The organism is Curvibacter cyanobacteriorum (genome assembly GCF_028649475.1).
In the GTDB taxonomy this organism is placed as follows: domain Bacteria; phylum Pseudomonadota; class Gammaproteobacteria; order Burkholderiales; family Burkholderiaceae_C; genus Curvibacter; species Curvibacter cyanobacteriorum.
Map to the genome: position 1 here is coordinate 594,973 of NZ_JAQSIP010000001.1, position 19,722 is coordinate 614,694.

General features: G+C 64.9%; 19 protein-coding genes and 1 tRNA gene. 10 read left to right on the plus strand and 10 right to left on the minus strand.

Annotated elements, in window-relative coordinates; genetic code table 11:
- Window positions 1-93: 93 nt before the first annotated feature.
- From PSQ40_RS02565 to smpB, 4 genes are all read right to left on the minus strand, one after another.
- Window positions 94-1,029, minus strand: a complete 936-nt coding sequence (locus PSQ40_RS02565; RefSeq protein ID WP_273948515.1) for an anti-sigma factor family protein — start codon at window positions 1,027-1,029, stop codon at window positions 94-96.
- A gap of 16 nt (window positions 1,030-1,045) precedes the next feature.
- Window positions 1,046-1,627, minus strand: coding sequence for an RNA polymerase sigma factor (locus PSQ40_RS02570; protein WP_273948517.1), 582 nt, complete (start codon window positions 1,625-1,627; stop codon window positions 1,046-1,048).
- A gap of 35 nt (window positions 1,628-1,662) precedes the next feature.
- On the minus strand, window positions 1,663-2,079 hold the full coding sequence (locus PSQ40_RS02575) for a COG4315 family predicted lipoprotein (RefSeq protein ID WP_273948519.1): 417 nt from the start codon (window positions 2,077-2,079) through the stop codon (window positions 1,663-1,665).
- A gap of 85 nt (window positions 2,080-2,164) precedes the next feature.
- Window positions 2,165-2,638, minus strand: coding sequence for an SsrA-binding protein SmpB (gene smpB, locus PSQ40_RS02580; RefSeq protein ID WP_273948521.1), 474 nt, complete (start codon window positions 2,636-2,638; stop codon window positions 2,165-2,167).
- Window positions 2,639-2,762: 124 nt separating this feature from the next.
- Between smpB and PSQ40_RS02585 the strand changes: the two genes are divergently transcribed.
- Window positions 2,763-3,203, plus strand: coding sequence for a type II toxin-antitoxin system RatA family toxin (locus PSQ40_RS02585; protein WP_273948523.1), 441 nt, complete (start codon window positions 2,763-2,765; stop codon window positions 3,201-3,203).
- Window positions 3,196-3,552, plus strand: a complete 357-nt coding sequence (locus PSQ40_RS02590; protein ID WP_273948525.1) for an RnfH family protein — start codon at window positions 3,196-3,198, stop codon at window positions 3,550-3,552. The genes PSQ40_RS02585 and PSQ40_RS02590 overlap by 8 nt, the downstream gene beginning before the upstream one ends.
- Window positions 3,553-3,688: 136 nt before the next feature.
- Here the strand turns inward: PSQ40_RS02590 and PSQ40_RS02595 are convergent, their stop codons facing one another.
- Window positions 3,689-4,207, minus strand: a complete 519-nt coding sequence (locus tag PSQ40_RS02595; protein WP_273948527.1) for a DUF4124 domain-containing protein — start codon at window positions 4,205-4,207, stop codon at window positions 3,689-3,691.
- 103 nt (window positions 4,208-4,310) lie between these two features.
- Between PSQ40_RS02595 and guaB the strand changes: the two genes are divergently transcribed.
- Window positions 4,311-5,780, plus strand: a complete 1,470-nt coding sequence (gene guaB, locus PSQ40_RS02600) for an IMP dehydrogenase (protein ID WP_273948529.1) — start codon at window positions 4,311-4,313, stop codon at window positions 5,778-5,780.
- 15 nt (window positions 5,781-5,795) lie between these two features.
- Window positions 5,796-7,415, plus strand: a complete 1,620-nt coding sequence (gene guaA, locus PSQ40_RS02605) for a glutamine-hydrolyzing GMP synthase (protein WP_273948531.1) — start codon at window positions 5,796-5,798, stop codon at window positions 7,413-7,415.
- Window positions 7,416-7,664: 249 nt separating this feature from the next.
- On the opposite strand, the gene PSQ40_RS02610 is transcribed toward guaA, so the two are convergent.
- Both PSQ40_RS02610 and PSQ40_RS02615 read right to left on the minus strand, forming a co-directional pair.
- Window positions 7,665-10,055, minus strand: coding sequence for a TonB-dependent siderophore receptor (locus PSQ40_RS02610; protein ID WP_273948535.1), 2,391 nt, complete (start codon window positions 10,053-10,055; stop codon window positions 7,665-7,667).
- Between the two features lie 296 nt (window positions 10,056-10,351).
- Complete coding sequence (locus PSQ40_RS02615; RefSeq protein WP_337961814.1) at window positions 10,352-11,197, minus strand: sigma-70 family RNA polymerase sigma factor; 846 nt, start codon at window positions 11,195-11,197, stop codon at window positions 10,352-10,354.
- On the opposite strand from PSQ40_RS02615, the gene PSQ40_RS02620 reads away from it, so the two are divergent.
- The 5 genes from PSQ40_RS02620 to PSQ40_RS02640 all read left to right on the plus strand — a co-directional run bounded on the left by PSQ40_RS02620 (window position 11,196) and on the right by PSQ40_RS02640 (window position 15,478).
- On the plus strand, window positions 11,196-11,531 hold the full coding sequence (locus PSQ40_RS02620) for an SMR family transporter (protein ID WP_273948540.1): 336 nt from the start codon (window positions 11,196-11,198) through the stop codon (window positions 11,529-11,531). The genes PSQ40_RS02615 and PSQ40_RS02620 overlap by 2 nt on opposite strands.
- A 187-nt stretch (window positions 11,532-11,718) precedes the next feature.
- Window positions 11,719-12,270, plus strand: a complete 552-nt coding sequence (locus PSQ40_RS02625; RefSeq protein ID WP_273948541.1) for a DUF3455 domain-containing protein — start codon at window positions 11,719-11,721, stop codon at window positions 12,268-12,270.
- 63 nt (window positions 12,271-12,333) lie between these two features.
- Window positions 12,334-12,897 (plus strand): sigma-70 family RNA polymerase sigma factor, encoded by a 564-nt coding sequence (locus PSQ40_RS02630; protein ID WP_273948543.1) that lies wholly within the window; start codon window positions 12,334-12,336, stop codon window positions 12,895-12,897.
- Entirely contained in the window at window positions 12,894-13,601 is a 708-nt protein-coding gene (locus PSQ40_RS02635) for an anti-sigma factor (RefSeq protein WP_273948544.1), read from the plus strand. The genes PSQ40_RS02630 and PSQ40_RS02635 overlap by 4 nt, the downstream gene beginning before the upstream one ends.
- A 203-nt stretch (window positions 13,602-13,804) precedes the next feature.
- A complete protein-coding gene (locus PSQ40_RS02640) occupies window positions 13,805-15,478 on the plus strand; it encodes a methyl-accepting chemotaxis protein (protein ID WP_273948545.1) in 1,674 nt (557 codons plus the stop codon).
- Between the two features lie 40 nt (window positions 15,479-15,518).
- Here PSQ40_RS02640 and PSQ40_RS02645 read toward each other — a convergent pair whose 3' ends face one another.
- Both PSQ40_RS02645 and PSQ40_RS02650 read right to left on the minus strand, forming a co-directional pair.
- Window positions 15,519-16,151: a hypothetical protein gene (locus PSQ40_RS02645; RefSeq protein ID WP_273948546.1), complete on the minus strand. Its 633-nt coding sequence runs from the start codon at window positions 16,149-16,151 to the stop codon at window positions 15,519-15,521.
- 604 nt (window positions 16,152-16,755) lie between these two features.
- Window positions 16,756-16,845: transfer RNA gene (locus PSQ40_RS02650), tRNA-Ser, on the minus strand.
- Window positions 16,846-17,123: 278 nt separating this feature from the next.
- Here PSQ40_RS02650 and PSQ40_RS02655 point away from each other — a divergent pair.
- Complete coding sequence (locus PSQ40_RS02655; RefSeq protein WP_273948547.1) at window positions 17,124-18,716, plus strand: methyl-accepting chemotaxis protein; 1,593 nt, start codon at window positions 17,124-17,126, stop codon at window positions 18,714-18,716.
- Window positions 18,717-19,032: 316 nt separating this feature from the next.
- Here PSQ40_RS02655 and PSQ40_RS02660 read toward each other — a convergent pair whose 3' ends face one another.
- Entirely contained in the window at window positions 19,033-19,593 is a 561-nt protein-coding gene (locus PSQ40_RS02660; RefSeq protein ID WP_273948549.1) for a hypothetical protein, read from the minus strand.
- Between the last annotated feature and the right edge of the window lie 129 nt (window positions 19,594-19,722).

The window sequence follows — 19,722 nt, forward strand, 5'->3', positions numbered from 1 at the left end:
CGCGCTTGCCGCGGGCGCAAGGCGCCGCCGGGCCTCACGTTCGGCGCGTCCGGCCCGCTGTTCAGGCCGCGGTGGTGGGGCCGGTGGCCCCTGTCAGCGTTGTTGGTACACCAAGGTGGCCAGGCTCAGCAGCGCCTGGCGCGACAGCGGTGCGGACAGCGCATAGCCAAAGCCCTGGTCAACCCAGTAGAACGACGGCACCGGGCCTTGGTCCGAAAAGCGGAAGGCGGTCTCCTGTGCGTCGGGTGCGGCTTGGGGCATGGCCTGGGGTGGGGCGGCTGCGGGGGGCGCCGTCGGGCCCTGGGCACGGGGCCCCTGGGCTGGCGCCGATGCGGGCGCGGTGTCGCCCTCGATGGCGCCCAAGTACAGCGTCAGGCGCAGGCCCTGGGGGTTTTGGTACATGAACTGGGCCCGTGCCCCGTGCTCGCCGGGCAGCAGGCGCCCGCCCACCAGGGCAAAGCCCTGGCTGGACAGGTCAGGCACCGTCAAGGGTCGCCCCAGGCGCTTGGACAGCCATTGCACCAGGTGTTGCTGCTGGCTGGCATCGACTTCGACCGGGTGCTTGACCTCGGGCGAATACACCGCGTAGGCGACCCCTGCTTGTTGTGAAAAGCGCTGCAAGGGGGCTGGGCTCACCGGGTCAGGCGTGTCGCCCCAGCGCGCCAGCAGGGCGTCGGTGGGGGTGTGGCTGCGGGCCAGCCAGCCCGCCATGAAGGTCATCACCCAGACCGCGGCCCAGCCGGTCCAGCGCCAGCGGCGTCGCGCCTGGGTGTGTTCGCGCTGGGCCCGTTCCAACGTGGCCCTGAGGGCGCTGGGCACGGGTTCGTCCAGCACGTCGGCGTGCAGCGCGCGCAGGGCTTCACGCTGGGATTGCCAGGCCGTGAGGGTGGCCTGGGCCTCGGGGTGGTGTTGGAGTTCGGCGTCCAGGGCCGACCGCTCGGCCTCGGGCAACTGGCCGTCCAGCCGGGCGTGCAGTCGGTCCTCCAGCAGGCGCTGGGCCGGTGTGGGGGGGGCGTGCTGGGTTTCCATGGCGTGAACTCGGGGCTCAGCGGACGGGCCGCAGCGGGGCAACCTTGGCAGGCGCTTTCGGGGCTGGGTGTCGGGGGGCGTCGGCCGGTGTTGGACGGGACGAGGCGGAGCCGGGCGGTGCGTCGAGCAACTCGCGCAGGCGAGCCCGGGCCCGGGACAAGCGCGACATCACGGTGCCCACGGGCACCTGGGTGATGCGGGCCACCTGCTCGTAGCTGAGGTCCTCCAGGCTGACCAGCAGCAGGACCTCGCGTTGTTCGGCCGGCAGGCGCAGCAGGCAACGCTGCAGGTCCAGCGCGGTGTCGTCGCCCGCTGCGGGACCGACGGCATCGAGAAACGCCTGTTGCGCCTCGGGGCTGCCGCTGCTGGCACTGACCAGTTCGAGCCCGTTGCGCCGCAACTGGCTGACCCGCAGGTTGTGCATCAGGGCAAACAGCCAGGCGCGCAGGTCACTGCCCACGGTCCACAAACGCCATTTGGCGCAAGCGCGCTCGAGGGTGTCCTGCACCAGGTCGTCGGCGGCCCAGCGGTCCCCGGTCAGCGTGCGCGCATAGCGGCGCAGCCGGGGGATGTGCTCGCTGAGGGCCTGGGGGTCCATGGCGCCGGGGGCTTGAAAGCAGCTTGGCCGGGGGCTCAGGGCTTGGCGACTTGCCAGACCTTGTTGAAGCCGTCGCCCGTCTTGTCACCGGGCTTGGTGTCCTTGACCCAGTAGTACAGCGGCTTGCCCTTGAGGGCCCATTGCTTCTTGCCGTCGTCACGTGTGACCACGGTGTAGTCCCCGGTCGGTTTGTCGCCGTCGTTGGCGAACAGCGGGGGCCAGTTGGTGGCGCAGGGGCCATTGCACACCGACTTGCCGCTGCCGGCCACGTCGCGGTCAAAGGTGTAGAGCGTCATGCCGTTGAGGCCGGTCAGCACCCCTTCGCTCACCTTGGTCGGGGCGCTGGGAGGCGCTTGAACCGATGCACAGCCGCCGAGCAGGGCGGTGCTGATGAGGGCGGCGGCCAGGGCAGGGCGCCAGGCGGTGCTGAGATGAAAGCGGGCGGTCGTCATATCGGGTTCTCCTAGGCTTGCAGGATGTCTGCAAAGGGGTAAACGCTGGCGACGCGCTGTTTATTCCAGCGTCCGGGCAAAAAAATCAGCGGTTGCGGCTTTTCATGGCGCGTTCGACCTCGCGCTTGCCTTCGCGGTCCTTGATGGTGTCGCGCTTGTCGTGTTCGGCCTTGCCCTTGGCGAGCGCAATCTCGCACTTGATGCGGCCGTTTTTCCAGTGCAGGTTGATGGGCACCAACGTATAGCCCTTCTGCTCGACCTTGCCGATCAGGCGCTTGATCTCGTCCTTCTTCATCAGCAGCTTCTTGGTGCGGATGGCGTCGGGGTTGACGTGGGTGGAGGCCGACTTGAGTGGGTTGATCATGCAGCCCAGCACATACAGCTCGCCGTCGCGGATGACCACATAGCCATCGGTCAGCTGCACTTTGCCTTCGCGGGCGGCTTTGACCTCCCAGCCCTGCAGCACCATGCCCGCTTCGAAGCGCTCTTCGAAGAAGTAATTGAAGGCGGCCTTCTTGTTGTCTGCAATGCGGGAGGAGGTTTCGGGTTTTTTCGACATGGTGTCCAGATGAGGCTGCAACAAATGAATCAAAGGCCTCAATACAATCCATTGCGCCTGTACCCGTAATTTTAGGTGCCTTGGGGTCGACCGAAGGCCAGACAGGGTTCGGGCTTGCAAATTCATGAAAACAGTCAATAAGTCCGTTCTGATCTGGTTCAGCCCCCAGGAAATGTTCAAACTCGTCACCGATGTGGCGAGCTACCCCCAGTTTCTGCCTTGGTGTGACCACGCCAATGTGCTGGAGACGCGGGACGGCGGCATGCGAGCGGAGGTGGGCATCGCCTTCAGTGGCGTGCGGCAGACCTTTGTCACCGACAACGTGCACCAGGCCGATCGACAAGTCGACATGAAACTGGTCAAGGGCCCGTTCTCCAGCCTGGAGGGCAGCTGGCACTTCTTGCCCGTGGGCGACGGTTCGCAGCGCGCCTGCAAGGTGGAGCTGAGCCTGCGCTACGGGTTTGACAACCGCGCCCTGGCGGCCCTGGTGGGCCCCGTGTTCGACAAGATCGCGGGCAGCCTGGTGGACGCCTTCGTCAAGCGGGCCGAGCAGGTCTATGGCTGAGCGCGGCCCCACCATTGAGGTTGAGTTCGTCTATTCGCCGCGGCCCCGGGCCGTGGTGCAGCGCCGCCGCCGTGTCGACGCCTCCGCGTCGGTGATGCAGGCTTTGCGCAGCAGCGGCCTGCTGGCCGATTGCCCCGAGCTGGACCTGACCACGCTCACCGTCAGCGTGTGGGGGCGCCGGGTCACCCTGAACCAGGCGTTGCGTGATGGCGACCGCATCGAGCTGTGCCGCCCCTTGGTGGTCGACCCCAAAGTGGCGCGCCGCGAGCGTTTTGCGCGCCAGGGCGCACGCGGCACGGGCTTGTTTGCCCAGCGCCGGCCGGGCGCCAAGGCGGGTTACGGGGCCTGAGTCAAGCCAGGAAGGCGGGCAATCGGTGCGGCTGCCCAGCCCAGGTCTTGGGGCCCCGGGGCGGGGCCGAACCGCCCAGCGCCGGTCACAGGCCGGCCCACGTCGCAGCGCTGTGGTCGCTGGGGGTCGCTGGGGGTCACTGGCAATCGGTGCCGATGATGCCTTGGGTGCGGGTCAGTTCGGCGCTGCGCGCGCTGTCGTCCATGTAGCTGCGCTCGCCGCTCTCACTGACCTGCGAGATCCGGATGCCCGACTGCAGGGTGGCCAGGTTTTGCCGTGCGCGGGCGCAGTTCTCGGCCTTGTTGCTGGCGGTTTTGGCGTCTTCGGCCTGTTGCTTTTGCTGGGCCGCGGCCTCGGCCTGGCGCTTGCGCTCTTCGACCACCTTGTCGAGCGGGCCCTTGCCGGCCGCTTTGGAGGTGGCCCCGGCTTCGGCGCTGACACCGGCCTGACTGGGCTTGGCGGCCGGGGTGTCGTCCGGGGTGCTGCGGGGCGGCATGCCGGGTTGGCGCAGCACGTTCTTGGCGGGCACGTCGTTGGGCGGTGCCCGGTCGCTGAACACCTTGCGGCCATCCTTGTCGATCCACATCCATTGGGCCGAGGCGGGGTTGGCGAGCCCCAGCAGGGCGGCGACAAGCAAAAGCGACAGGGTTTTCATGGGCCGAGTTTATCGTGCAGCGGCGGCTTTGGAAGGGGCTTGAAAAGAGACTGGCGGCAAGCCAGGCCGAGGGCGGCTACAATCCTTCTTTTGGAGCTTTGACATGCGCCTTCTCGGAAAAGCGCTCACCTTCGACGACGTGTTGTTGGTGCCAGCGTACTCCCAAGTCCTGCCAAAGGACACTTCCCTCGCCACGAAATTCACCCGTAACATCACCCTGAACCTGCCCTTGGTGTCTGCCGCCATGGACACGGTGACGGAAGCCCGCCTGGCGATCGCCATCGCCCAGGAAGGCGGCATCGGGATCGTTCACAAGAACCTCACCGCGCAAGAGCAGGCCGCCCATGTGGCCAAGGTCAAGCGCTATGAGTCGGGCGTGCTGCGTGATCCGGTGGTCATCACCCCTGAGCACACGGTGCTGCAGGTCATGCAACTGTCGGAGCAACTGGGCATCTCCGGTTTCCCGGTGATCGACGGTGGCAAGGTGATCGGCATCGTGACCGGTCGCGATCTGCGCTTTGAGACCCGCTACGACGTCAAGGTCTCGCAGATCATGACCCCGCGCGAGAAGCTCATCACGGTCAAGGAAGGCGCCACGCCGGCCGAAGCCAAGGCACTGCTGAACAAGCACAAGCTCGAACGCCTGATGGTGGTCAATGACGCTTTCGAGCTCAAGGGCCTGATCACGGTGAAGGACATCACCAAGCAAACCAGCTTCCCCAATGCCGCCCGCGACCCGTCGGGCCGCCTGCGTGTGGGCGCTGCCGTGGGCGTGGGTGAGGGCACCGAAGAGCGCGTCGAAGCCCTGGTCAAGGCCGGTGTCGACGCCATCGTGGTGGACACGGCTCACGGCCACAGCAAGGGCGTGATCGATCGCGTGCGCTGGGTCAAGCAAAACTACCCGCACATCGAAGTCGTGGGGGGCAACATCGCCACCGGCGCGGCCGCGCTGGCGCTGGTGGAAGCCGGTGCGGACGCCGTCAAGGTCGGTATCGGCCCGGGCTCGATCTGCACCACCCGCATCGTGGCCGGTGTTGGCGTGCCGCAGATCATGGCCATCGACAACGTGGCGACTGCGCTCAAGGGTACGGGCGTTCCGCTGATCGGTGACGGTGGAATCCGCTACAGCGGCGACATCGCCAAGGCCCTGGCGGCCGGCGCGTCCACCGTGATGATGGGCGGCATGTTTGCCGGCACCGAAGAGGCGCCGGGTGAAGTCATCCTGTTCCAGGGCCGCAGCTACAAGAGCTACCGCGGCATGGGCAGCATTGGCGCCATGCAGCAAGGCAGCGCTGACCGTTACTTCCAGGAGTCCAGCACCGGCAACCCGAACGCCGACAAGCTGGTGCCTGAAGGCATTGAAGGTCGCGTGCCCTACAAGGGCTCGATGGTGTCGATCGTGTACCAAATGGCCGGTGGCATTCGCGCCAGCATGGGTTACTGCGGTTGCAGCACCATCCAGGAGATGAACGAACGCGCCGAGTTTGTCGAGATCACCTCGGCCGGCATCCGCGAAAGCCACGTGCACGACGTTCAGATCACTAAAGAAGCCCCCAACTACCGCGCCGAGTAAGTCAGCCGCCCCGCGATGCAACACCAAAAAATCCTCATCCTCGATTTCGGCTCCCAGGTCACCCAGCTCATCGCTCGCCGTGTGCGCGAAGCGCATGTGTTCTGCGAGGTTCACCCTTGCGACGTGAGCGACGAATGGGTCCGTGAGTACGCCGCTGACGGCCAACTCAAGGGCATCATCCTGTCGGGCAGCCATGCCAGTGTCTACGAAGAGACCACCGACAAGGCACCGCAGGCCGTGTTCGAGCTGGGGATTCCGGTGTTGGGCATCTGCTACGGCATGCAGACCATGGCGCACCAATTGGGCGGCAAGGTCGAAGGCGGTCACAAGCGCGAGTTCGGCTTTGCGGCCGTGCGCGCGCGGGGCCACACCAAGCTGCTCGAAGGCATCCAGGACTTCGCCACCCCCGAGGGGCACGGCATGCTGGAGGTCTGGATGAGCCACGGCGACAAGGTCACCGAACTGCCGCCGGGCTTCAAGCTGATGGCCAGCACCGACAGCTGCCCCATCGCCGGCATGGCCGACGAAGACCGCGGCTTCTATGCCGTGCAGTTCCACCCTGAAGTGACCCACACCAAGCAGGGCGCGGCCCTGCTGGAGCGCTTTGTGCTGGGCATCTGCCAAACCCGCCCGGACTGGATCATGGGCGACTACATCAGCGAAGCGGTGACCAAGATCCGCGAGCAGGTCGGTGACGAGGAAGTCATCCTGGGCCTGTCCGGTGGCGTGGACTCCAGCGTCGCGGCGGCGCTGATTCACCGCGCCATTGGCGACCAACTCACCTGCGTGTTCGTTGACCATGGCCTGCTGCGCCTCAACGAAGGCGACATGGTGATGGACATGTTCGCGGGCAAGCTGCACGCCAAGGTGATCCGCGTCGACGCCAGCGACTTGTTCCTCGGCCAGTTGGCCGGCGTGAGCGAGCCCGAAGCCAAGCGCAAGATCATCGGCGGTCTGTTCGTCGATGTGTTCAAGTCCGAGGCGGCCAAGCTCAAGGCGGGCAATGCCTCCAGCAAGGGCGCAACCTTCCTGGCCCAGGGCACGATTTACCCCGACGTGATCGAGTCGGGCGGTGCCAAGAGCAAGAAGGCGGTCACCATCAAGAGCCACCACAATGTGGGTGGCCTGCCCGAACAGCTCGGCTTGAAGCTGCTCGAGCCGCTGCGCGAGCTGTTCAAGGACGAGGTGCGCGAGCTGGGCGTGGCCCTGGGCCTGCCGCCCGAGATGGTCTACCGCCACCCCTTCCCGGGCCCGGGCCTGGGCGTGCGCATCCTGGGCGAGGTCAAGAAGGACTACGCCGACCTGCTGCGCCGTGCCGACGCGATCTTCATCGAAGAGCTGCGCAACTTCCGCGACGAGGCCAGCGGCAAGACCTGGTACGACCTGACCAGCCAGGCCTTCACCGTTTTCCTGCCAGTGAAGAGCGTGGGGGTGATGGGCGATGGCCGCACCTACGACTACGTCGTGGCGCTGCGCGCCGTGCAAACCAGCGACTTCATGACCGCCGACTGGGCCGAACTGCCCTACGCGCTGCTCAAGAAGGTCTCCAGCCGCATCATCAACGAGGTGCGTGGCATCAACCGCGTGACCTACGACGTCAGCTCCAAGCCGCCAGCGACCATTGAGTGGGAGTGATCGCCACGGCTTCCGGTCAACACGGAAGTCGTGACGCTGGCCCCGGTGGTCGATGCCACAGGGGCCTCTCCCGCTGGTGCCGAGCGGCGTCTGATGGCCCTGGCACTTGGCTGGCGGTACCGTCTCTGGCGGGCCAGGTTGCGCTGCGGAGCGCCTGGCACCAGGCCATGGTGTCAGCGTTTCGGTCGGAACCCCGGTCCTCAGGCGAAGAGACCCCATGCCAATGGGGTCTCCGATCCTGGTTTGGCTTCAGAAGCGGTAACGGGCGTTCAGCGTGGCATTCAGACGCTCGCCGTAGCCGCAGTCCTGGTTGGCGCCGCGGCACCAGGAGATGTACTGCTTGTCAGCCAGATTCTTGATGTCCAGACGCAGTTCCCAAGCGCCCACTGTGTAACCGACCATGACGTCAAACAGTGAGACGGCCGGGGCTTCGGGGGTGCCGGCGTTGCCGGTCACCGTGCCGATGTGGCGTGCCCCCAGACCTGCGCGCCAGCCTTGGCCCAGGCGGTAAGTTGCCCAAGCGGACGCTGTGCGGTCGGCGATGGAGCTCAAGCGCTTGCCGGTGACCGCATTCAAGGCCTCCAGCTGGGTGTAGTTGCCGATCAGCTCCAACGCGCCAACACGGTGGCGCCCCTCCAGCTCCCACCCTTGGATGGTGGAGCCGACTTGCTCTCTGCCGCCTGGCGTGCTGCCGTCCACCACTCGGTTCTTTTGTTGGATGTCGAACCATGCGAAGGCTGCCGACGTGTTCTCGGACGGGGACAGGTACTTCATCCCCACCTCTTTTTGCTCACCGGTGGTGGGTTTGAGGTAACTGGCGCTGGATGTGCCATCTGTGCCGAGGTTGGGAGAGAACGCCGTGGACAGGCTGGCGTATGGCGCAAGGCCGTTCTCAAAGCGGTACATGACGCCGAGCCGTCCCGTGGTCGCTGAGTTGCGGACCACGGTGTTGGGGGTGCTGAGGTTGAGAACTTCGTTGCGGGCCTGGTCGTGGCGCAAGGCGGCGGAGGCGACCCATGGGCCCCAGCTGATGTGGTCGGTGGCATAGAGGCCGGTCTGGATGATCTTGTTGTCGGGCCGGTCAACCAGCGGCAATGCATTCAGGTTCAGGTTGCCCACGTTGCCGTAAACTGGGTTGTAGACGTTGAAGCTGCCCACCCCGCTTTGGGAGAAGTAGTTGTACTCCTCCCAGAGTGCATTCTGGTAATCCACCCCAACAGCCACCTGGTGCCGTGTTGGGCCCCACGACAGACTGCCTTCCAGGCGAACATCGGTGGCGAACACGTCGGTCTTGCGGTCGGCGGCATGCACCGTGCGCGAGATGTTGCCCAGGTTGTCCGGAATGGGGCCGACCGAGGTGTAGATCTCACGTGTGAAGCCCGACGACTTGGTTTTGCGCAGGCTGCTGTTCAGCTTCCACGAAGAGGACAGCCGCTGCTCCCAGAACAGGCTCAGTTCGTTCTTGTTCATGTCATAGCGGTCCCATCCAGGCTCACCCGCAAACCGACTGCTGGGAATCTGCCCCAGGGGGGCCGCGCCCAAAGTGCCCTTGTAGGGCAGGAACTGCGATGACACTTTGGTGTTGTTCTGCTGGTGCACAAATAGCGCGGTCAGCCGGGTGTCGGCATTGGGCTGCCAACTCAAAGAGGGCATGAGCAATTGGGCATCGTCATTGACGTAGTCCACCTGGGTGTTGCTCTTGCGTTGCAAAGCCACCAGGCGATACAGCAGTGTTTTGTCCTCATTCAGTGGGCCGGTGAAATCCAGGGCGGCTTGGCGTCGTTGGTAGGAGCCCAACTGCACCTCAATTTCCTTTGATTCGGTCTTCTTGGGCAACTTGCTGACCACATTCACGATGCCGCCCAGATCGGCCTGTCCGTAGAGCGCCGAGGATGGGCCCTTGAGGACTTCAATGCTTTCCAGCGAGTAGATCTCTGGGCGCACCGTGTTGTAGGAACCGTAGACGCTGCGCAGGCCGTCGATGTAACTGGACGGCGACAGACCACGCACGGCGGCCCAGTCTCCCCGGGTGTCGAAGCCGTATCGCCCCGCGTAGACGCCGGCGCTGTACTGAAGGGCTTCTTGTACGTTCTTGGCACCCGTCTCGCGGATCTGTTCGACATCGATCACACTCATGGCAAATGGCGTGTCTTGGATGCTGACGTCGCTGTTCTTGCCCACGCGGGTGGCCCGGGCCTGGGTGATCAATCGATCGCTGGGTTCCAGGCCTTTGGACGAGGACACGGTCACCGTGGACAGCGCGGTTTCTTCTCGTGGCGTGGCGACTGACTGCGCTTGGATCTGCACCTGTTGACCCGAGATCGAGGCCTTCAGGCCCGACCCCGCCAGCAATTGATCGAGGGCTTGACGCACTGTCATTTGGCCCGTCACCTTGGGCGCCTGCTTGCCTGCAACCAACGCCGCAGGAAGGCTCATTTGTAAATTGGCTTGTTTGGCCAGTTCGGTCAGGGCCTGCCCCAAAGGCTGGGCTGGCAGTTGGATGGCCGTCAGGGCCACTGGGTTCGGGCTGGTCTGCGCGACGGCCCGTGGTGCGTGAGCGGCGGTCAGGATCAAGGTCATCGCGGCCGCGAGGGCCAATGGGGCAGGGGTGAAGCGCGGGGACGGCGGCATCGGTCGCATGGGGGAAAACTCCTGGGTGAGGGACTGTTTCAGGGGGGGGCGGTGCACCGCGCACCAGCCCCGTCAACCCACGTAGACGCAGTCCGAACCGAAATCCTCATATTGCGAATGAGAATAATTCCAAATATTTTTGGCAACGCCGGTCAGGTGACGCCACGCGGGTGCCGATCGCGCAGAGGCGGGGGGGGCGGTGCCGTCAGCCAGGCAGGCGTGGGCGGAGCCATCAGCCAGGCAGGGGTGGGGCGTCGAGTCTGTGAGGCCGGCCTTCGCCGGCGTGACCGCGGTGGGGCCGTCGTTCAAGCCTGCCAAGTGACACATTGACCGGTGTGGGCTTGGGGGCGTTGCATCGGTTCAGCGTCGGGAACGCCTGCCACGTGGCGAAGGCGCCATTGGCAATGCCTGCAGGCCGACATGGCGCGTACCAGGTGCTTCTCCACCATGCTCACCGAAATGCCCATGTGTCGGGCAATCTCTGCGTGGCTGAACCCCTCATGGACATGGAGCTCAAAGGCTTCTCTGCACCGTTGAGGCAAGGATTCGATGGTCCGGGCGTAAGCCTCTATCGCCTGCCGCGAGGCCAGTTGTTCGTCCGGTTGCAGATGCTGAGGGGCGGCAGGGTGCTGCTCTTCGGGCAAGGCATCGAGTTCCTCGTGCCGACGCACTTGATTGCGCCGGTGCAGGTCGATGATGAGGTTGCGGGCGGTGCGGTAGAGCAGGGCACGTGCATTCAAAACGCTCATCCCGGCGGACTGAGCCGTCATGACGCGCAGATAGCAATCCTGAGCCATGTCCGCAGCCGTGTGACGGCAGTTCACCTGTCGGGTGAGGAAGTTCAGCAGTTCAAGGTGGTATCGCTCCAGCACAGGCCAAGCTTGTCGTGGTGGGACGGCGTGGCAGCGAACCAGGCCGTTGGAATGAGTGTGAATGCAAATAGGAATGATTACTATTTTAATAAAATGGAAACCACTCAGACACATGGAGTGCTCCACCGCACACCGATCTCGGGGGGCAAAATGCCCCCCTTGGTCGTTCCCTGGTCCTACGCGCATGGGTTGTGGGGCAACAGACCTCATGCCACCGTCGTGACGCGACGATGCTTTGTTAAAACGTGAGGCGTCAGTGGCCTCAATGGGAGCATTCATGGAATTGAGCCATGTCTATTTGGGGCTGGCCATCGTGGCCGAGACCCTGGCCACCACGGCCATGAAGAGTACCGAGGGCTTCACCCGCTTTTGGCCCAGCCTGGTCACCGTGCTGGGTTACGGGTGTGCTTTTTATGGCCTGTCTCGCACCTTGGAGACCCTGCCGATCGGCATCGCCTACGCGCTGTGGTCGGGTGTGGGCATGGTGTTGATCTCGCTCCTGGCTTGGTGGGTGCATGGCCAGCGTCTGGATGCGCCGGCCTTGATTGGCATTGGCTTCATCTTGCTGGGGGTGGTGGTGATCAACGTTTTCTCCAAATCGGTGGCGCATTGAAGGTCTGAGCTGCTGTGGCTTGCTGAGGGGAAGTGGCTGGCCGGTTTGGGATCGGTCGGGCCTTGAAAATTTTTTTGCGTTGGGCTGCATCCAAATATCGGTCTGGTGGGTAGTGCTTCATGTCAGGGGTTGAAAAGCCCCTGAATGGACCCTCATCAACCCCTTCATTTGGACTGCGAGACCCGACATGACTTCCAACTTCCGCTTCAGTTTCAAGCAACTCACCGCCGCCGTGGTCACCGCCCTGGCCTTGGCGCCCCTGGCCAGCCAGGCTTTTGACCAGAACAGCTTGCCCGAGGCCGTGCGGGTGGCGCCCGGGCACAAAGTGATGCTCGAAACCGTGGGCAAGGGCGAGATCACCTACGAATGCCGTGCCAAGAAGGACATGGCAGACCAGTTTGAGTGGGTCTTCGTGGGCCCGGTGGCGCAGTTGAACAACCGCCAGGGCCAAGCCGTGGGCAAGTACTATGGCCCGCCGGCCACCTGGGAGGCCAATGACGGCTCCAAAGTGACGGCCACCCAACTGGCGGTGGCGCCGGGCGGTGCGGGCAACCTGCCGCTGCAACTGGTCAAGGCCAACCCCGCGATGGGCATGGGGGCGATGCAGGGTGTGGCTTTCATCCAGCGTGTGGCCACCCTGGGCGGTGTGGCGCCGAGCGCTCCGTGCACCCAGGCCCAATTGAGCCAGAAGCAAATCGTGGGCTACCAAGCCGACTACATCTTCTGGCAAGTGCAGTGAGTGGGCGCCTGAGTACGGTGCCGGTGGCCACGGCGACCGGTTTCCTTTGTTAACCTAGCGCGCATGGCGAATCCCCTCGACTTTGACTACGAAGCTGCTCTGGCCGCCTGTGCCCGAGGGGATGGCGCTGCCTTACAGCGCCTGTACCACCAGGAAAGCCCTCGTTTGTTGGGGGTGGTGCAGCGCATTGTGCGCAACCTGCCCCAGGCCGAGGACCTCGTGCACGATGCTTTTGTCAACATCTGGCACCGCGCAGGCAGTTACGAGCCCGCCAAGGGCAGTGCCCGGGGTTGGATCTACACGGTGGCCCGCAACCTGGCCCTCAACGCGGTGCGCGATGGGGCCCGCGAGTCGCTGGTCAGCGATGACACCCTGGCCGCGCTGGACGCTGAAGCGTCCTTGACGGCCTGGCGCCATGTGGAGGACCAATTCGCCTGGGCCGACACGGCTGGGCGCATGGGCTTGTGCCTGGAGCGCCTGGAGCCCGTGCGGCGCAACTGCATTCTGCACGCCTACGTTGACGGCTTGTCGCACGCCGAGATCGCGCAGCGCGTTGAAGCCCCACTGGGCACGGTCAAAGCCTGGATCAAACGCAGCCTGACTGCCCTGAAGGAGTGCTTGCAGTGAGCCTCGAATCACCTGACGACCCGCGCGCCAAGGAGGTGCTGGCCGGTGAGTACGTGCTGGGCACCTTGTCGGCGCTTGAACGCGAGCAGCTGGACCAGCAGCGCCTTCGCGACCGCGAACTCGATGCTGCAATCCACGAATGGCAAGACGCCTTGTTGCCCTTGACCACATTGGCGCCACCCATTGAGCCGCCCCCCCGCCTGTGGGCTCGCCTGGAGCGCAGCCTGGGCCTGGCGGCGCGCCAGGCGCCCTGGTGGCAACGGGTGTGGGGCAGCCTGGCCTGGTGGCGTGGGCTGTCGCTGGGGGCCCTGAGTGCCGCCGCGGTGCTGGCGGCGGTGCTGGTCATGCAAGGGCCTGCACCCGAGGCGCGTTTCATGGTGGTGTTGGTGGCACCGCAGGACAAAGCCCCCGGCTGGGTGGTGCAGGTCAGCGATGACCGCCGCGTCAGCTTGATTCCGCTCGGCACCTTCGAGGTGCCTGCCGACAAGGCGTTGCAGTTCTGGACCAAGGCCGACGACTGGCAGGGCCCGGTCTCGCTGGGCCTGATCCAGCCGGGCAAGAAGACGCAGATCGACCTGACGCGCCTGCCGCAACTGCAGAACAACCAGTTGTTCGAGTTGACGCTGGAGCCCCCGACGGGCTCGCCGACCAACAAGCCAACAGGCCCAATCCAGTTCATTGGGCGGGCTGTGCCCGTGACCTGATCTCGCGCCTGGGCATGCTGGCGCCCAGGTTCGACTTGTGGGTTGAATGCGCCATTTTGAAAAGTTGTCACACAACTAGGCCAACTCCGCTTATATTCCCTCAAAAGTGACTTAAGTCACAGACCTGCGATGAAGTTCCGGCCGGAGCAGCCTGTTGCTGCCGAGGGTTGGCTGCATTTTGGTTACATAAAGAGGGAGTGGTCATGCGGTATTTGTATCGGTTGCGCACGCGCACCAAATTGGTCCTGGCTTTTGCAGCCATCCTGCTGCTGATGACCCTGTCGGGCGCCATCAGCCTGCGACAGGCATCTCACATCAACGACAGCACCGTCGACCTGGCGGACAACTGGCTCCCCAGTGTCAACTTGCTCGGCGACCTCAAAGAGCGTGTCAACCTGGTGCGTCGGGCGGAGTTCCGGCACCTGCTGGAGGACGGACCTGAGCAAAAAGAGGCCATGCAGAGGGCCATTCAGGGCGAACGGCAGCGTTTTGAAAAGACGCTGGCACAGTACGGGTCCTTGGTCAGCTCGCCGGAAGAAAAGCAGTTGTTTGACCAGATTGGCACCGCGTGGCTCGCGTATGTGGCTCACACCCCGCGCATTCTGGCGCTCTCCAGCCAAGGGCCTACCGGCGTCGCGGAGGCCAAGGCATTGGCATTTGGCGACAGTTTCAAGGCCTTCAACGCACTGATTGCGGTGCTGGACAAGAGCGTCACGCTGAACCGCGAGGGTGCCAAGCATTCCGCCGAGTCCGCGGCGGATTACTTCGTGCAGGCCAAGGCCAACATGCTGATTTTCATGCTGGCTTCACTGGCCTTCAGCCTGGTCCTGGCCTGGTTGCTGACGCGTTCGGTCACCCGCCCCTTGGGTGCTGAGCCCCAGGAAATCAACGATCTGATGGAACAACTGGCCGACGGCGACCTGCGCACCATCGAGGTCCCCGCTGGCGTGTCGCAGCGCAGTGTGCTGGTGGCGGTGACGCGACTGCAAGCCAAGCTGGAGGCCTCGTTGTCCGAGGTTCGCGCCGCGACCGATTCCGTGGCCGGCGCCTCGGAGCAGATCGCTCAGGGCAACGCCAACCTGGCGTCACGCACCGAGGAACAGGCTTCTGGTTTGGAAGAAACCGCGGCCTCGATCGAGCAGCTGACCGCTGCCGTGCAGGGCAGCTCCGACAACGCCCTGAAAGCCGACGAGTTGGCGCGCGTTGTGTCGGGTGTGGCCACCGATGGCGGGCATGCGGTGCAGAACATGGTCCACACCATGGCGCGCATCCAGGAGTCCAGTCGCCGCATCGCTGACATCATCGGCGTCATCGACGGCATTGCCTTCCAGACCAACATCCTGGCTTTGAATGCCGCAGTCGAGGCTGCACGGGCCGGTGAGCAGGGGCGCGGGTTTGCGGTCGTGGCCTCCGAAGTGCGGGCCCTAGCGGGCCGCAGCGCGGCCGCTGCCAAAGAGATCAAGGCCCTGATCATGCGCAGCGTTGAGGAGGTGGATGGCGGCAGCACCCTGGCGGCCCAGGTCGGGCAGACCATCGATTCGGTGGTGGTGCAAGTGCGGCAGTTTTCGAGCCTGGTGAGCGAGATCAGCCTGTCCAGCCGCGAGCAGACCGAGGGCATTCGCCAGATCAACGAGGCCATTGGGCGCCTGGACACCAACACCCAACACAATGCGTCGCTGGTCGAAGAGACCGCGTCCGCCGCCCAGAGCCTCAACCAGCAGGCCCAGGCCCTGAGCCACGCAGTGTCGTACTTCAAGCTCGATACCCAGCCCAGCCTGGCTGGATCGGGCTTGAAAGTGGTGGCGTCGGGTGCGGGGCGCGGCCCCTCAGCCCTGCTGGCGGGGGTTGGTCAATCCGAGCAGCGCTTGCGCGCCTGAGGGCTTGTTGAGCCCGCGCCGGACCACGGCCTGTTGGTGATCAGTCGCGCCGCCGGACCCGCTGGCGCCACAAGGTGGCCGCCTGCCAGGCCAGCCCGGCGGCCGTGCCGGCGGCCAGCCCCCAGCCCAGCAGGCGCGACAGGGGCAGTTCACCCTCGCGTGCGGCGCCCATGAAGAACAGCACAAAGGCCAGCCCATGGACCCCCGCACGCTGCCAACGCAGCCATGGGGCACGGCCGGCGTGGCACCAAGCCAGCAGCACGTCGACCGTCCACCAGACCGCAAACACCGTGTCCAGGCGCGGCGCGCTGACCCGGGGGGTGTTCAGGATGCGCTGCCAGTCATTGCCAAACAGCACCACCACCGCCCAGTAAAAGTGCACGGCAAACACCACCCACGAGGCTGTCCAGGTGATGCGCCAGAGCCGGAAGGCGGTGGCGCTGCGCGCGGCCGCGGGCAAGGTGGCCAGCGCGGGGGTGGCCAGGATCAGGGACACCCAGATCGTGTAGAAGGTGCGGTGCAAGTCCTGCTGCTGCGCAGGCTGCACATCGGGCGTGCTGCCGCCAGGCGGCAGCAGTGAGAACAAAGGCAGATCCCGGCTCCAGTGAGCCGCGGCCAACACCAGCGCGAGCCCCAAGCCGGACAAAACCAACACCCACAACAGGTCGGTCAAGGGGGAGGGGACAGGATCATGGGGCGTTCGTGTCATGCAAGGGGCGCTTTGAATCGGATGGGCGCGCAGGATCGCATGAGCAGGGGCTTGTCATCTGTCAAATTCTCAACAAATGCGCGGGGTCCCGTGGGCGGTGAGCGGCCGGTGGCGGGTGTTCAGCGACCGCCATTGTGGGTTCGCACGGTGAGCGACACGGCTTTCGGGCGCTGATGGACTTCACTGACTTCAGGTTGGTACGGCGGAGAGGGCGCAGGTCAAAGCTCGGTCATTGGGTTAAGCCAAGGCTGATGACTGCACCGACCATGGCGCCAACTCCCACCGAGGCCCAGTACTGCAGTCGTTCGGCTCGAGGTGAGTTGTATCGTAGGTCTTCGCGAAGGCGCATTGTTTGGATGTGCAATGCCATCGCGTCGGCTTGCAGTTGGCGCAGCGCTTTTCGGGTTTCTTCTAGCGTCATGCCCGCGTGGTAGAGCGACGCGCCTGCCGGTGCCAAGGGAGTGCGGCAGCCATGTGATGTCCAATCGCAACCACGTTGTGGGATGGTCGGCGGGATGGTAGAAAGCCAATAAAAAACGGGCCCGAAGGCCCGTTTTTACGACTGTCTTGGCGGAGAGGGCGGGATTCGAACCCGCGGTGGGGATTAGCCCACACACGCTTTCCAGGCGTGCGACTTAAACCGCTCATCCACCTCTCCGGAAGCCCTCAACTATAGCAGGAAATTGGGTGGCTTCGGCTCAGATCCGATCTGGTGCGCACTTTTTTGTCCATTGGCACGGACTGTCGCTCGGGCCGGGATGGGTTGCTGTCTGTCTTTCTGTTGGCCCCACACATCAGTTTCCGTGGCCATGCGGTGGGTATTGGATTACCCCTGAGCGGGGTCACTGATGACCTCTATACTCGCGCCAATCGGGAGTAGCTAAACGTCTGGCAACAGCTCACGCACCGGTGGGCCGAAGGGGATCTGACATGGGCATGTTCGCGAGGCTTCGCATTGGGGGTCGGCTTGCGCTGGCGTTTGGCATCCTGATTGTCATGATGGCCTTCATGGTGGCTGAAGGGGTCTGGCGCTTGCAGGACATCGCCGGCCAGACCCACCAAATGATGGAGCGCCCGCTCACCAAGGAGCGCCTGGTGTCCGACTGGTACCGCACCATCCACACCAGTGTGCGGCGCACCACGGCAGTGGTGAAGAGTGCGGACCCTTCGCTCGCGGCCTTCTTTGCGGAAGAGAACGCGGCGGCGTCCAAGGTGTCGTCGCAACAGCAGAAAGACCTCGAGGCCCTGCTGGAGACCCCTGAAGAGCAGGCGGTGTTCAAGCAGCTGTTGGTCCACCGCGTGGCCTATATCAAGGCGCGCGACGCCATCACCGCCAGCAAGACCACCGCCTCCGCCGAAGAGGTGGAGCGCCTGTTCAAGCAGGACTTCCAGCCCGCGGGTGTCAACTACCTGGCCAGTTTGCAGAGCTTGCTGGACCAGCAGCGCAAAGCCATTGACCAAACCGCGCGCGACATCGAGGCGGACTATCACCGGGGCCGCAACCTGATGCTGGCCCTGGGCGCTGTGGCCTTGTTGGCGGCGGTGGCCATGGCCTGGCTCATCACGCGCAGCATCACCCAGCCCCTGGCCGAGGCGGTGCAGGTGGCCCACCAGGTGGCCGAGGGCGATCTGCAGCAGCGCATCAGCAGCCAGCGGCGCGACGAGGTGGGGCAGTTGCTGATGGCCCTGGGGGCCATGAGCGAGCGGCTGCAGGACATCGTCAAGCAGGTGCGCCAAGGCACCCAGGCCATGCTGCATGCCTCGGGTGAGATCGCCCAGGGTAACTCGGACCTGTCGAGCCGGACCGAGTCCCAGGCCAGTGCGCTGGAGCAAACCGCTGCCTCCATGGAAGAGATCACCAGCACCGTGCGCCAGAACGCCGACAACGCACGCCAGGCCAAGCAACTGGTGCAGGCGACCTCCGAGCGCGCCACCGTGGGCGGGCAGGCGGTGGGCGAGGTGGTGCAGACCATGGGACAGATCCACGCGTCCTCAGGGCGCATCGTGGACATCATCGGGGTCATCGATGGCATTGCCTTCCAGACCAACATCCTGGCCTTGAATGCCGCCGTGGAAGCCGCCCGGGCGGGCGAGCAAGGTCGTGGCTTTGCGGTGGTCGCGGGCGAGGTGCGGGTGCTGGCCCAGCGCAGTGCGCAAGCCGCCAAAGAGATCAAGTCGCTGATCACCGCGTCCACCCAAAGCGTGGACCAAGGGCAGCAAATCGTGGCCGGGGCCGGCAGCACCATGGCCGAGGTGGAAAGCGGCGTGCGCCAGGTGGCCGAGATCGTGACCCACATCGCCGCCGCCAGCCAGGAACAAAGCCTGGGCATTGAACAGATCAACCAGGCCATCGCCCAGATGGACTCGGTGACCCAGCAAAACGCTGCCTTGGTCGAGCAGGCGGCGGCCGCCACCGAGGCCTTGAACCGCCAGGCCGAGCAGCTGAGTGCGCTGGTGTCGGTGTTCCGCGTGGACGAGGGCCCGAGCCGATTGGAGCCCCGGGCCTTGCTGGCGTCGGCCCGCCACTGAGGGGGGGATGAGGCTGGTTTAGCGGCGTTGGTTTGGGGGTGGGATGCGCCTGCCTAAAAATTGAGCGGCGTAAGTGAAGTCTTTTTAAAACAAGGACTTAGACCGCCTTTCAGGGCCCTCACCACGGTTTATCCACAGCGTTGTCCAAGCCTGACGGGGAGAACTCAAAGCGCCCGACTGCGTTTTGGCGTCTCAAAAATGTGCTAGCCCCTGCGGCCAATGGGTGGGGCGCGGTGGGGCCGTCGAGGGCGTCCCGTTGGCCCGGGTGTTCGGCCCCATCGGGGCCTGTCGGCGGGGCCGCATGGGCCCCGCGCGCTCAGGGTTTGGGTTGGGCCGGGCGGTTTTGCAAGGCGGTGGTGGCGTAGAACCGCGCCACCGAAGCGCGCAGGCGGGCCTCCTGGGCAAACTCGGCGCTTTGTGGGGCGACCACGCTGCGATCGTCGCGCAGGCCCAGCAGCCAGTGGCCCATGCGCTGGCCCCAGAAGTACTGGCGGCTCTCGCTGCGCGTCGCCTGGCGCCCCTGGGCGTTGTAACTCTTGATGGTGCCGAAGAAGAACACCAGTTCACCGCCGTCAAAAAAATACTCGCCCACCACATCGCCGCTGTCATCGGCATCCACCACCTCCAGCTTGCGCAGCGTCGGGCCGTCGGCCCAGGCCGTCACCTGGCTGGGGTAGCTGACATCGGGGCGTTGGGCCTGAAAACGCCAACGGCTCAGCGTGCTGAGGCGGGATTGGGTGGACTCGTAGACCTTGCGGATCGACGCGGTCTCGGGCGGCATGGGCGCCGGGGTCTGGGCTTGGGCCAGCGGGATCAGCAGCACGCCCACCAGCAGGGCCAAGCGGACAGACCAGGTCGGGATCAGGCGGTGCAGCATCGGGGCACTCCAAATGACGAAAAGGGGGCAAGGTGAGTGGGGCAGGGGCCCTTATTCTGGCGCCAAGCCAGCCTGGGGGCCAAGGCCCGAGCCATTGGCCCCGGGGCTGTGTTGGCCCTGGACCGTGCC